This window comes from Cupriavidus mimosae (assembly GCF_023952485.1).
Lineage (GTDB): Bacteria > Pseudomonadota > Gammaproteobacteria > Burkholderiales > Burkholderiaceae > Cupriavidus > Cupriavidus taiwanensis_C.
The window spans coordinates 108,816-122,388 of sequence record NZ_JALHRY010000002.1 but is presented as its reverse complement, the minus strand read 5'-3'; the positions used below and the strand labels follow the sequence as shown (position 1 = coordinate 122,388).

Annotated in this window: 10 protein-coding genes; 3 read left to right on the top strand and 7 right to left on the bottom strand. The window is 67.8% G+C overall.

The window, feature by feature from the left end; genetic code table 11:
• Window positions 1-41: 41 nt before the first annotated feature.
• The 3 genes from MKD50_RS04550 to sauS form a co-directional block, all read right to left on the bottom strand.
• Complete coding sequence (locus MKD50_RS04550) at window positions 42-1,334, bottom strand: MFS transporter (protein ID WP_252666523.1); 1,293 nt, start codon at window positions 1,332-1,334, stop codon at window positions 42-44.
• A 216-nt stretch (window positions 1,335-1,550) separates the two neighbouring features.
• Window positions 1,551-3,080, bottom strand: coding sequence for an acyl--CoA ligase (locus tag MKD50_RS04545; protein ID WP_252666522.1), 1,530 nt, complete (start codon window positions 3,078-3,080; stop codon window positions 1,551-1,553).
• Window positions 3,077-4,522: an acylating sulfoacetaldehyde dehydrogenase gene (sauS, locus tag MKD50_RS04540; protein ID WP_115704158.1), complete on the bottom strand. Its 1,446-nt coding sequence runs from the start codon at window positions 4,520-4,522 to the stop codon at window positions 3,077-3,079. Before sauS ends, MKD50_RS04545 begins: the two co-directional genes overlap by 4 nt.
• Window positions 4,523-4,702: 180 nt before the next feature.
• Here sauS and MKD50_RS04535 point away from each other — a divergent pair, with 180 nt between their 5' ends.
• Window positions 4,703-5,461, top strand: a complete 759-nt coding sequence (locus tag MKD50_RS04535) for an IclR family transcriptional regulator (RefSeq protein WP_252666521.1) — start codon at window positions 4,703-4,705, stop codon at window positions 5,459-5,461.
• A gap of 123 nt (window positions 5,462-5,584) precedes the next feature.
• Here MKD50_RS04535 and MKD50_RS04530 read toward each other — a convergent pair whose 3' ends face one another.
• The 4 genes from MKD50_RS04530 to MKD50_RS04515 all read right to left on the bottom strand — a co-directional run bounded on the left by MKD50_RS04530 (window position 5,585) and on the right by MKD50_RS04515 (window position 9,143).
• Window positions 5,585-6,391 (bottom strand): BPSS1780 family membrane protein, encoded by an 807-nt coding sequence (locus tag MKD50_RS04530; protein WP_092307039.1) that lies wholly within the window; start codon window positions 6,389-6,391, stop codon window positions 5,585-5,587.
• Between the two features lie 5 nt (window positions 6,392-6,396).
• Window positions 6,397-7,401 (bottom strand): homoserine kinase, encoded by a 1,005-nt coding sequence (locus MKD50_RS04525; RefSeq protein ID WP_252666520.1) that lies wholly within the window; start codon window positions 7,399-7,401, stop codon window positions 6,397-6,399.
• A gap of 129 nt (window positions 7,402-7,530) precedes the next feature.
• Window positions 7,531-7,965 (bottom strand): hypothetical protein, encoded by a 435-nt coding sequence (locus MKD50_RS04520; RefSeq protein WP_252666519.1) that lies wholly within the window; start codon window positions 7,963-7,965, stop codon window positions 7,531-7,533.
• Window positions 7,966-8,195: 230 nt separating this feature from the next.
• Window positions 8,196-9,143, bottom strand: coding sequence for an LOG family protein (locus MKD50_RS04515; RefSeq protein ID WP_231942137.1), 948 nt, complete (start codon window positions 9,141-9,143; stop codon window positions 8,196-8,198).
• Window positions 9,144-9,147: 4 nt separating this feature from the next.
• Between MKD50_RS04515 and polA the strand changes: the two genes are divergently transcribed.
• Together polA and MKD50_RS04505 are read left to right on the top strand one after the other, a co-directional pair.
• The gene (polA, locus tag MKD50_RS04510; RefSeq protein ID WP_252666518.1) at window positions 9,148-11,967 is read left to right on the top strand and encodes a DNA polymerase I; all 2,820 of its coding nucleotides are present in this window, start codon (window positions 9,148-9,150) and stop codon (window positions 11,965-11,967) included.
• A 189-nt stretch (window positions 11,968-12,156) separates the two neighbouring features.
• Window positions 12,157-13,482: an NAD(P)/FAD-dependent oxidoreductase gene (locus MKD50_RS04505; RefSeq protein WP_252666517.1), complete on the top strand. Its 1,326-nt coding sequence runs from the start codon at window positions 12,157-12,159 to the stop codon at window positions 13,480-13,482.
• Window positions 13,483-13,573: the final 91 nt, after the last annotated feature.

Here is a 13,573-nt window from a genome sequence, read left to right as displayed (position 1 = left end):
ACCGGTGCGGCTTCGCCGGCCGCCGTGCCGCCAGGCAGGGCTCAGGGCAAGGCGTGGCGGACCTCGCTAGCTTTCTGGTCCGGACTTTCCACGGTCAGCAGCGGATTGATGAACAGCGAGGCCAGTGCGCCAACGCCGAGCAACGCGCCCGAGATCATGAACGGCAGGTCATAGCTGCCAGTCCGCTCGATCAGGTAGCCGAACACCACCGGCGACACCATGCCGGCCACGCCGAAGCCGGTATTCATCATGCCGCCGGCGGTGCCGGCGTACTTGCCGGCGATGTCCAGCGGCAGGCTCCACAGCACCGCGTTGGTCAGTTCCAGGAAGAAGAACGATAGCGACAACAGGATCACCGCGTTGACGGCGTCGGCCGTGAAGGTCATCGGCGCGATGAACATCAGCGAGCCGGCAAGCCCGACGAACAGGATCGCGCCGCGCGCCAGGCGCAGGTTGCCGGTGCGCCGGTAGATGCGGTCCGACAGCACCCCGCCGAGCGTATCGCCGACCACGCCGGCCATCAGCGGCAGCGCGGTGAACAGCGCCAGTTGCTTCAGGTCGAAGCCACGTGCTTCCTTCAGGTAAGACGGCAACCAGGTCAGGTAGACCCACAGCGACCAGCCGTAGCAGAAGTCGACGAAGGTCACCAGCCACATGCGCCGGAACAGGCGCCGCCACGGCGTGGCCGACCTGGCGGCCTGCTGGCGCTCGCCGCGCCGGTAGCCGATCTCCTGCAGCTCCTGCTCGGTCACGCGGCTGTGCTGCTCAGGCGAATCCTTGAAATAGAAGGCGTACAGCAAGGTCCAGCCGAGGCTGACCGCGCCTAGCACGATGAAGGCCTCGCGCCAGCCGGAGGCCGCCACGATGACCAGCACGATTGGCGGCGTGATCGCCCCGCCGAGCCGCGCAAAGCTGTGCGTGATGCCCTGCGCAAAGCCGCGCTCCGCCACCGGCATCCAGTAAGTGAAGGCGCGCGTCGCGGTCGGGAATGCGCCGCCTTCGCCGATCCCCAGCACGAAGCGCAGCATCACCAGCATCAGCACGCTGCCGGCGAAACCGGTGAGCACCGTGGCCACGCCCCAGATCAGCGACAGCACGATCAGCACCTTCTTGGGCCCGAACTTGTCGGCCATCCAGCCGCCGAGGATCTGCATGGCGGCATAGGGATAGGCAAAGGCCGAGAACACCAGCCCCAGCTGGGACGACGTCAGCCCCATTTCCTCGCGGATCAGGGGAGCGGCGACCGAGATGTTGACGCGGTCGATATAGGCGATGAAATACATCAGGCACATGACGCCCAGGATCATGTGCCGGGTCTTGATGCGTTGCTTCATACCACCTCCTATGCGCGACGAGTGCGCGTGGCGTTGACCGGGCGGCGGCCGGCGCACGGTCCGTAGCCATGCGCATGCGGCGCGCCGGGGCGCGGCGCCGGCCGCGCTGCCCCGTCCTTGAGCAATCTGTCTGTGGTGTTGCGTGTGTCTCCTGGTCTTGCGGATGGGGGCGGGCAGGCTCCTTGGCGAGGGTTGGGGATGGCGGGGAAGGGGAGTTCAGGCGTGGTCGAGCAGCTTGAGCCGCTGCACCTTGCCGGACGGGCCGCGCGGCAGCTCGGCGATGAAGCGGAACTCTTTTGGGGTCTTGTAGCGGCCTAGTTCGCGCAGGCAATGGGCGCGCAGTGCAGCGTCATCGCAGCGTGCCGCCTCGCGCATGACCACGTAGGCAACGATGTCCTGCCCGTAAGCCGGGTCGGGCACGCCGACCGCGGCGGCTTCCAGCACGGCGGGATGACGCAGCAACGCCTCGTCGATCTCGCGCGGTGCAATGTTCTCGCCGCCCTTGATGATCAATTCCTTGGCGCGCCCGGTAATGTAGAAATAGCCGTCGGCGTCGCGGTAGCCGAGATCACCGGTGCGCAGCCAGCCGTCGTGGGTAAAGGCTTCCCGTGTGATGTCGGGCGCCTTGTAGTATCCCGCCATCACGTTCTCGCCCTGCAGCACGATCTCGCCGATCTCGCCGTCGGACATCACCCTGCCGTCGCGCCCGAGCACGCGGGCGCGCGTGCCCGAAGGCAGGCCGATGCTGCCGATGCGCCGCTGGCCCGGGTCGAGCGGATTGCTGAACGCCGGTGCGGCGGTCTCGGTCATGCCCATGGTCTCGATCACTCCGATGCCGAACCTTGCTTCGAAGGCGCGGTGATGTTCGGGCGGCAGCGCAGCCGAGGCCGAGCGGCAGAAGCGCACACCTGCCGGCGCCTGGCCGTGTGGGTCGTTCAGCAGGTAGGCGATGATGGTCGGTACCACATTCAGCCAGGTGCAGCCGTGGCGCGCGCTGTCCTGCCAGAATGAACTTGCCGAAAATCGCATAGGCATCACCACTGAGCCGCCGTGCACCAGCGGCGCGATGGCGGTCACGACCAGGCCATTGATGTGGTACAGCGGCAGCGTTGCCAGCACCCGGTCCGCTGGTCCGAGCCCGTGCTCGCGGCTGACGTTGGCGCCGTTGGCCAGCAGGTTGCGCTGCGTCAACAGCACGCCTTTGGGGGTACCGGTGGTGCCGGACGTGTACATGAGCAGCGCGGGCGCAGCCGTCTGCGGAGGGGGCAGCGACGGGGCAGCGCTGCGCGCCGCGGGCAGCGCCGGCAGGCTCCCGGCGTCGGGCGCGGTGACGATCACCGGCAGGTCCAGGCCGGCATCGCGCAATGCCGCGCGGATGGCGGCCTCGCCGCCAGGCCAGGTGAAGACCAGCCGCGTGTCCGAATGCGCGAGGATGTAGCGCAGCTGCGCAGGATGGCACAGCAGGTTGATCGGGTTGACGACCAGCCCGCACGCCATGGTGCCCAGCAACAGCCGCGCGGTCTGTTCGCCATTGGGCAGGTACACCGACACGGTTTGCCCGGTCTCCAGTCCGGCTGTCGCATAGCGGCAGGCCAGCGTCGCGACGTCGGCCGCCAGCGCGCCGAAGGTCAGCGCATTACCGCTGTCCGGCGACACCAGATAGGGTTTGTCGGGCCACTGCGCGGCGCGCACGGCCACCAGCGCGGCGAGGGTGTCGAACACTTCGGCTTCAGTGCGCGCGTTCATTTTCCGACCCTCGCGAAGTAATCGCCCAGCAGTTCCGCTTCATCGGGCATGTGCTCGGCGATGGGCAGGGCAATGCGGGTGAGGTTCAGGTATTGCCGCCAGCCGAGGTTGTCCGAGAAGTTGTTGCCGCCCCAGGTGCCGCAACCCATGGAAAGCGAAAACGGCAGGCCGTTGTCGAAATTGCCGCCGGTTGCGAAGCAGTGAGCCTGGTTCACGATCACGCGCGCCACCGGCAGTTCCAGCCCGAGTTGCAGCGCATGGCGCGGGTCGGACGAATGCAGGCCAACCGAATGCCCGGCGCCCATGTAGTCGTACAGGCGCGCCACGCGCCCGACCGCCGCGCCGAAGTCGGCTTCGCGGTAGAGCGTCAGCACGGGCGAAAGCTTTTCCCCCGAGAACGGATAGTCGCTGCCAACGCCGGTTTCCTCCACCAGCAGCATGGCGGGCCGCAGCGCGCGCACGCGTTCCAGCCCGGCGAGTTCGGCGATGCGCGTCGCGCTCTGTCCCGTGAACGTGCCGGCGAGCTTGCCGCCGCGCCACATCAGTGCCTGCAGCCGTGCCTTCTCCGCAGCTGTAAGCAGCACGCCTCCAACCTGGGCCAGGGCTTCGAGCATGGCTGCGTAGACTCCCTCCAGCACGACCAGGCTGTTCTCAGACGAGCAACTGGTGGCATTGTCGAAGGTCTTGGAGCGCGCCACCTTTGCCGCCGCGTCGTCCAGCGCGGCGCTGTTGTCGATGACCGAGGCGACGTTGCCGGCGCCCACGCCGAAGGCCGGCGTCCCACAGGTATAGGCCATGCGCACGTTGGCTTGCGAGCCAGTCGCGACCACCAGGTCGGCCTGCTGCATAAGTGCCGCGGTTGCAGCCTTCGAGACCGGTGCGGGCAGCATCTGCACCAGGTCTGCCGACAGTCCGGAGCGGGCGAACTCGGCGTGGATGAACGACAGCAACAGCGCGCACGTGTCGTGGCCTTTCGGCGATGGCGCCACGATCACGCTGTTGCCGCACTTGAGTGCGTTGATGATCTTGTTGGCCGGGGTCGCCGCGGGATTGGTCGATGGCGTGATGGCTGCCACCACACCCACCGGCCGGGCGATCTCGGTAATGCCTGAGGCCGCATCCTGCGCGATCACACCGACGGTCTTGCGCCCGTGCAGGTCGCGCAGCAGGCCCAAGGTCTTGCGGTGGTTCTTGCGGATCTTGTCGTCGACATTGCCCAGGCCGGTATCGGCGACGGCACGCTCGGCCAACTGGCGGTTGCGCGCAGGCTCCATGATGGCCCACGCAACCGCTGCCGCTGCCGTGTCGACAGTCGACTGGCCGGCGTGCGCAAACGCGCTCTGCGCCTGCCGCGCGCGCGCCACGATCGTAGCGACCTGGTCTTCCGGCACGGGTACATCGGTGGAATGGGACTGCTGGCGCTGCAGTATCTGCACACTCATGGATCGGCTCCGGGGTTTGGGTCAGGCGGGTCCGTTGCGGCGGCCCCGGATCGAAATCTAGTGAACCCGGGCGGGCATGCCGTCCCAATTTGTGCGCTTTTGCGAGCACGGTTGCCGGCTACAACCGGTAATGCAGTTTTCGGGACGCAAAGGCGTCCCGGAATCCGCTAAATTGCATCCATGAGCAATCACTCCAATGCCGCCGCGGTGCGCGCCTTCCGCATCCTGGAGATCCTGTCCACAGCCGACGGGCCCATGCCTTTGTCGGCCATCGTGCAGGAGATTGGGCTACCCAAGCAGACCGTGCACCGCATCCTCAAGCAGCTGGAGAGCACCTGGCTGGTGTCGCGCACAGTGGACAGCCCCGGCTATGAGTGTTCGTCACGCGTGCGCCAGCTTGCGGTCAATGTGCTGATGCAGGCGGGGCCGGCCGCGGCGCGCCACGCGATCCTGCAGCAACTGGTCGACAAGGTCGGCGAAACCTGCAACCTGACCATGTTGTCGGGGGATGACGTGGTCTATCTTGATCGGGTGGAAACCCAATGGCCGCTGCGAATGCACCTGCAACCGGGCTCGCGCGTGCCACTGCATTGCACCGCCAGCGGCAAGCTCCTGCTGGCGTTCCTGCCATGCGCGCAGCGCGAGCGACTGGTCGCCAACTTGCCGCTGCGCGCGCATTCGGCGAACACCATTACCGACGCCATGGCACTGCGTGCGGAGCTGGCCCACACGCGGCGGCTCCGCCTGGGCATCAATAACCAGGAAAACCTTGAGGGGATGATTGCGGTGGCGGTTCCGGTGATGCGCAATCGCAGCCGTGCGTGCGCTGCGATCGCGGTACAGGCACCGCTGGCGCGGATGACGATGGACCGACTGATGGGATTCGTGCCCGACCTGCGCCTGGCGGCGGACGCGATGGTGAAGACGTTCGGGCAATAGTTGGGGGGAGTGGACGCGTGGGCCATATCGACGCGCCTCGCTTCGTGGAAACTCCCGCCCTCTCCCCAACCCTCTCCCGCAAGCGGGAGAGGGAGCACACCACCGGGTAGCGAGCGCTTGTGGTCAGGCGCCCGGCGTCGCCGGCGCAGCCGGCTCTACCCCTGGCGGGGTCACGTTGAAGCAGCCGCGGTACGTCGCATAGAACGAGCAATACAAGATCGCCAGCATCAGCAGCGAATACGGCGTGACCAGGAACGACAGCACCGTCTCGGCGCCGAAGGCGCTGAACACTGCCTCCAGGAAGAACGGGATCGCCACCAGCAGCATCGCGAACAGCACCGCGTAGGTGAAGAACGCGCCGCGGTTGCGCCAGCACGCGGTCCAGCTGAAGAACAGCGCCTTGACCGGCGGCACGCCGTGCCAGGCGGCCAGCAGCGGTGCGAACCAGAACATCATCGCGATCGGCGTGTACAGCAGCGCGCCGATCAGCATGGCGTAGTAGAGCTGGCGCACCGCCTCGGCGGTCGGCGCCTCTTCCTTCAGCACGATCGGCACCAGCGCGCTCATGTCGACCACCGCACCGGCGATCAGGCCGAGAATGAACACCAGCCCGGCGTAGATGCCGCCCAGCACCAGCAGGTTGCGCGTGGCTTCCTTGCCGTTGGCGCGGAAGCCCGCCAGCAGCACGGTGGGCAGCACGCGCTTGTTCTGGATTACGTCGCGGCACGCGGTCATCACGCCGACCGACAGGCCGGGCGTGACCACCAGCAGCGCGATGATGCCGATCAGCGGCACCACGATGGCCAGCTGCGCGGCGATCAGGTAGACGAACAGCAGCATCAGGAAGGTCAGCGGGTTCTTGCGGAACAGCCAGATGCCCTGGCGGAACCAGGTGTAGCCTTCCTTGGCAGGGACTTCCAGTAGTTGCATACGGGTCAGATCCAGGGGAGCGGGGCGCTCTCGGGGTTCGCGGGTTGTGCGTCCAGGCGCCGGCGCAGGATGCGTTCGAAATGGGTCGGATCGTGCGGCTGCAGCATGTCGGCCTCGCGCGGCAGGTAGAAGTCCCACAGGCGTGACACCCAGAAGCGCAGGGCGCCCGCGCGCAGCATGTCCTGCCAGTGAGCGGCCTCGGTCCCGGTCAGCGGCCTGACCGCATGATAAGCCCGCAGCAGGGCCTGCGCGCGCGTGGGGTCGAGTTCGCCGCTGGCGAGGTCGATGCACCAGTCGTTGACGGTGACCGCCAGGTCGAACAGCCACTTGTCGTTGCCGGCGAAGTAGAAATCGAAGAAGCCGCCCAGCCGGTGGCGGCCGCTGGGGTCTTCCTCGAACAGCGCGTTGTCGCGGAACAGGTCGCAGTGGCACGGGCCTTCGCCCAGGCTGGCGTACGCCGCGCTGGCGAAGAACGCCGCCTGGTGGGCGATTTCCCGCTGCAGCAGCGTGCGCTGGCCGGCATCGAGGAAGGGCAGGATCTCGCGCTCGGTCTGCTGCCACCACGGCAGGCTGCGCAGGTTGGGCTGGCGGCGCGGGTAGTCGGCGCCGGCCAGGTGCATGCGCGCCAGCATGTCGCCGACCTCGGCGCAGTGCTGCGCGTCGGGGGCGAGTTGCGACGCGCCGGGCAGGCGCGTGACGATGGTGGCGGGCTTGCCCTTGAGCGGGCGCAGGATCTCGCCGTCGCGCGCCGGGATCGGCGCGGGCACGCGGATGCCGCGCTCGGCCAGATGCGCCATCAGGTGCAGGTAATAGGGCAACTGCGCGAACGACAGCCGCTCGAAGATGGTCAGCACGTACTGGCGCGTCTGGCCCTCGTGCTCCATGGTGAGGAAGAAATTGCTGTTCTCGATGCCCGAGGCGATGCCGCGCAGGTCGCGCACTTCGCCAAGGTCGAAATCCAGCAGCCAGCGTGCGATCTCGTCCTGCGAGACCGTGGTGAATACGGCCATACTCGTTGTGTGATGCGAATCGGAAAGCGGCGGGCGCCGGTTCCGGACAAAGTCCGGGCCGCCGCCGCGGCATGACTGCCGGAGGGCCGGCGCGGCCTGGCGTTCAGGCCAGGCCGTGGGCAAGCGGGTTCAGAACTTCAGGTTGACCGACGGCACGCGGTTGACGTCATGCTCGCGGATCTTGGGCGAGCTGTCTTCCGGCTTGCTCATCTCGTACCTGGTGCCGAAGCCCGACCTGACCTGGATGTCGGTGGCGCGCCCCTTGTCACGGTACTCGCGCACCTGGGTGCCATCGCGTTCGTTCAGCTGGAAGCTCGGCTCGCGCGGCTGGTTCAGCTGTGACCTGGCGGCCGGGGCGATCGGCTGGTTGTTGATCTGGTTCAGTTCCTGCTGGGTCAGCGCATTGCTTTCCTGCGCGACGGCCCAGCCGGACGCCAGCGCCAGTGCGGCGACCACTGCCGCGGCCAGGCCGGACACGGGCCGCCTGGCAGGCGATTCAGGCTCGCCGGCCACGGCGGCTGCGCGCGTGGACCGGACCGGGCGGACGGGACAAGGGGAGGTCATCAGGTGCTCCTGTGCGGGCTGCGGCGCAAGCGGCACGCAGCGCCGCGGCATGCGGCGGTTGGACTGCAACCCGGCGGCGCCGGGCTTGGCAGACGGACAGGTTCCATTCTAGCAATTCCTGTCCCGCACAGGCCGCCGCCGTGCCCCGGGGGGCACCTGCGCCACGGCGCCGGGTGGCGCATGCGTGGCCGCGGCGCTGCGGCGACCCCTTGTCCGCGGAGAACCCGGCCTTACAGGTAGAACATTTCTTCCTTCGGCGGGATCGGCTTGTCGCCGCCGCGCTGCTCGTAATAGTCGTAGACCGCTTCCAGCACTTCGTGCGGCTCGTCGACGATCTTCATCAGGTCCAGGTCGTGCTCGGCGATCAGGCCCATTGGCAGCAGCGTGAAGCGGAACCAGTCCAGCAGGCCCTTCCAGAAGCGGCTGCCGAACATGATCACCGGCACCGAGCGCGACTTGCCGGTCTGCACCAGCGTCAGCACCTCGGCCAGCTCGTCGAGCGTGCCGAAGCCGCCCGGCATCACGATGAACGCGTCGGAATTCTTGACGAAGGTGACCTTGCGGGTGAAGAAGTGGCGGAAGCGCATGGCAATGTCCTGGTACGGATTGCCCTGCTGCTCGTGCGGCAGTTCGATGTTCAGGCCGACACTGGCGGACTTGCCGGCATGCGCGCCCTTGTTGGCCGCCTCCATGATGCCGGGGCCGCCGCCGGAGATCACGGCAAAGCCCGCGTCGGAGAACAGCCGCGCGATCTCGATGGTGCGCTGGTAGTAGGGAGAGTCCTCGCGCAGGCGCGCGCTGCCGTAGATCGACACCGCCGGGCGGATCTCGGACAGGTACTCGGTGGCCTCGATGAACTCTGCCATAATCGTGAACATTTGCCACGAGGCGCGCGCCTTCTTTGCGGTCGCGCGGTCTTCGTCGGCCAGCGCACGCAGGCTGGGGATCATCTTGCGCGGATTGGCGCGCGCCGCCGCCGCAGCAGCCTTTTCAGCAGCAACTTCAGGCGGATGACCAGCGGCAGCAGCATCGGCGGCCGCGGCGATGGCCGCGGCGTGCTCGGAGGCAGCTTCCGGCGGGGGTTGTACGGTATCGCCGGAGATATCAGCAACATCCGGGTCAGCAAGGGGGGCGGTCGAGGCACCGCCTGCAGCGGCACCAGTCAATTTTGAGTCCATGGGAATGTCGGATAGTCCAAAAACACTCTTGCTCGTCGATGGATCGAGCTATCTGTATCGCGCTTATCACGCTTTGCCGGACCTGAGGAATGGGGAGGGTCTGCCCACAGGGGCAATCTACGGCATGATCAACATGCTGCGCAAGTTGCGCAACGACTACCCGGCAGAGTATACCGCTTGCGTGTTCGACGCGAAGGGCAAGACCTTCCGCGACGACCTGTACCCGGCCTACAAGGAGCACCGCCCGTCGATGCCCGAGGACCTGGCGCGCCAGATCGAGCCGATCCACGAGGCCGTGCGCGCGCTGGGCTGGCCGATCGTGGTGGTCGACGGCGTCGAGGCCGACGACGTGATCGGCACATTGTCGCGCCAGGCCATGGAGCAGGGCGTGCGCACGGTGGTGTCCACCGGCGACAAGGACCTGGCGCAACTGGTCAACGAGCAGGTCACGCTGGTCAATACCATGAGCGGCGAGGTGCTCGATCCTCCCGGCGTGGTGGCCAAGTTCGGCGTGCCGCCGGAACGCATCATCGACTATCTGTCGCTGATTGGCGATGCGGTCGACAATGTGCCCGGCGTGCCCAAGGTCGGCCCCAAGACCGCGGTCAAATGGCTGGCCGAGCATGGCTCGCTCGACGGCGTGATCGCGGCCGCGCCCGGCATCAAGGGCGTGGTGGGCGAGAACCTGCGCAACACGCTGGAATGGCTGCCGATGGCGCGCCGGCTGGTGACGGTCAAGACCGACTGCGACCTGAGCAAGTCGGTCGCGGACTTCCACGCGCTGCGCGAGACCGGCGAGGACAAGGAACAGCTGGTGGCGTTCTTCCAGCGCTATGGCTTCAAGACCTGGCTGCGCGAAGCCACCGGTGAAAGCCTGCCCGACGCGCGCGCCCAGGCCCGTGCCCGTGCCGCGGCCAGCGCGCCCGCGCAGGGTGGCCTGTTCGATGCGCCCGCACCGTCGGCCGAGGCCGGCGCGGCGCCGGCCGAGGACGCGGCGCCCACCGAGATCCGCTACGAGACCGTCACCACCGGGGGCATGCTGGAAGACTGGCTGCGCCGAATCGAATCGGCGCCGCTGGTGGCGATCGATACCGAGACCACCTCGCTCGATCCGATGCAGGCGCAGCTGGTCGGCATCTCGCTGTCGGCGGCGCCGGGCGAGGCCTGCTATATCCCGGTGGCGCACCGCGGCCCTGACGTGGCCGGCCTGCCCGAGCACGGCCAGCTTGCACGCGAGTTCGTGCTGGAACGCATGTGTGCCTGGCTGGAAGACGCCAGCCGCCCCAAGCTCGGCCAGAACCTGAAGTACGACGTCCATGTGTTCGCCAACCACGGCATCAGGCTGCGCGGCATTGCACACGACACCATGCTGCAGAGCTACGTGCTGGCCTCGCACCGCAACCATGGCATGGACAGCCTGGCCGAGCGCCTGCTGAGCCTGAAGACCATCACCTATGAAGAGGTGTGCGGCAAGGGCGCGAGCCAGATCGGCTTCGACCAGATCGACCTGGCCCGCGCCACCGAGTACGCCGCCGAGGATGCCGACGTGACGCTGCGCCTGCATCGCCGGATGTTCCCGCAGGTCGAGGCCGCGGCCGGGCTGCGTCGGGTCTATGAAGAGATCGAGATGCCGGTCTCGGTGGTGCTGCAGAAGGTCGAGCGCAACGGCGTGCTGATCGACGCCGAACGCCTGGCCGCGCAGAGCGCCGAGCTGGGCCAGCGCATGCTGGCGCTGGAGCAGTCGGCCTACGAGGCCGCCGGGCAGCCGTTCAACCTGGGCTCGCCCAAGCAGATCGGCGAGATCCTGTTCAACCAGATGAAGCTGCCGGTGGTGAAGAAGACCGCCAGCGGCGCGCCGTCGACCGACGAAGAGGTGCTGCAGAAGCTGGCCGAGGACTACCCGCTGCCCAAGCTGCTGCTGGATTACCGCGGCCTGTCCAAGCTCAAGTCCACCTACACCGACAAGCTGCCGAAGATGGTCAACCCGCGGACCGGGCGCGTGCACACCAGCTACGGCCAGGCCACCGCGGTGACCGGGCGGCTGGCGTCGACCGAGCCCAACCTGCAGAACATCCCGGTGCGCACCGAGGAAGGCCGCCGCATCCGCGAGGCCTTTATCGCCGAGCCGGGCAGCGTGATCGTGTCGGCCGACTATTCGCAGATCGAGCTGCGCATCATGGCCCATATCTCGGGCGACGAGAACTTGCTGCGCGCCTTTGCCAACGGCGAAGACATCCACCGCGCCACCGCCGCCGAGATCTTCGGCGTCGAGCGCGACGCCGTCAGCAGCGAGCAGCGCCGCTACGCCAAGGTGATCAACTTCGGCCTGATCTACGGCATGAGCGCGTTCGGGCTGGCCAGCAACCTGGGCATCGAGCGCGAGGCCGCCAAGCACTACATCGACCGCTACTTCATGCGCTATCCGGGCGTGGCCCACTACATGGAAGAGACCCGCCAGACCGCGCGCGAGCAGGGCTATGTCGAGACCGTGTTCGGCCGGCGGCTGTGGCTGCCCGATATCAACGGCGGCAGCGGCCCGCGCCGCCAGGCCGCCGAGCGCGCCGCCATCAACGCGCCGATGCAGGGCACCGCGGCCGACCTGATCAAGCTGTCGATGATCGCGGTGCAGGACTGGCTGGAGCGCGACGGCCTGCAGACGCGCCAGATCATGCAGGTGCACGATGAACTGGTGCTGGAAGTGCCCGAGCACGAGCTGGAACCGGTCAAGGCGCGCCTGCCCGAACTGATGTGCACGGTGGCCGAGTTGCGCGTGCCGCTGGTGGCCGAAGTCGGCAGCGGCGCCAACTGGGAAGAAGCGCACTGAGGCTGCACCGGGCCCCCTGGCGAGCCGGCGACCCGGCCGGCTCGCTGCCCCTGCGTGGTGGTATCGAATGAAGCGACTGCTGAGTCAGCGTGCGGCGCTTGCCAGTCATGCTGCAATGCAGCAGACTGTGGCAAACGCCTCAGCAAGCGCCTCAGGCAAAGAATTTACAAAAACGCAGCAGGGTAGACCATGACAGAAACAAGGACGCACCGCATCGTCGTCGTCGGCGGCGGAGCAGGGGGGCTGGAACTGGTAACGAAGCTGGGCGACAAGCTCGGCCGCAAGGGCGCGGCGCAGGTGGTGCTGGTGGACCGCCTGCCCACCCATATCTGGAAACCGCTGCTGCACGAAGTCGCCGCCGGCAGCATGGATCCCAACACCCACCAGCTCGAATACGCGGCGCAGGCGCGCTGGCATCATTTCGAGTTCCAGCAGGGCGAGCTGACCGGCATCGACCGCAGCCGCAAGACCATCTCGGTGTCGGCCTGCGTCGACCAGGACGGCGCCGAGCTGCTGCCCGCGCGCGAACTGCCGTACGACACGCTGGTGCTGGCGATCGGCTGCGTCACGCATTTCTTCGGCGTGCCGGGCGCCGCCGAGCACGCCATTGCGCTGGATACCGTGGCCCAGGCCGAGCGCTTCCGCAAGCGGCTGATCGCCGCCTGCGTGCGCGCCCAGAACGGGCGCGGCCGCGTCGGCGAGGACGGCCGGCCGCGCGTTGACGTGGCCATCATCGGCGCCGGCGCCACCGGCGTCGAGCTGTCGGCGGAGCTGCGCAACACCGCGCACGTGCTCAGCGCCTATGGCCTGCACCGGCTCGATCCGCGCCGCGACGTGCGCATCCATGTGATCGAGGCCGGTCCGCGCATCCTGCCGGCGCTGTCCGAGCGGGTCTCGGCCGAGACCGCCAAGCTGCTCAGGAAGCTGGATGTCGACGTCTTCACCAGCGAGCGCGTGACCGAAGTCACGCCGCAGGCCGTACTGACCGCCAGCGGCAAGACCATCGACGCCGACCTGACGGTGTGGGCCGCCGGTATCACCGCGCCCGCGGTGCTGGCCAGCCTGGGCCTGCCGGTCAGCCGCCAGGGCCAGATCGTGGTCGGCCCGACGCTGCAGAGCGAGGGGGACCCGGACATCTTCGCCTTTGGCGATTGCGCCAGCTGCCCGTGGCCGGAGAAGCAGACCTCGGTGCCGCCGCGCGCGCAGGCCGCGCACCAGCAGGCCACCTTTCTCTACGAGGCGCTGTGCGCGCGGCTGGCGGGACGGCCGCTGCCGCAATTCGCTTTCAAGGACTTCGGCTCGCTGGTGTCGCTGGGACATTTCAGCGCGGTGGGCAGCCTGATGGGCGGGCTGATCGGCGGCTCGATGTTTATCGAAGGGCTGATGGCGCGCTTCATGTACACCTCGCTGTACCGGATGCACGTGATGGCGCTGCACGGCGCGGTCGGGATGGCGCTGGACACCGTCTCGCACTGGCTGCGCAGCAAGACCAGTCCGCGCGTCAAGCTGCACTGACGCATGGCCCCGGGCCCCCGCTTGCGGGTGGGGGCGCCGGCGGGCCTGCGCCGCCATGTTTTCTCCATGTCTGCTTAAAATCGCGTGCGGG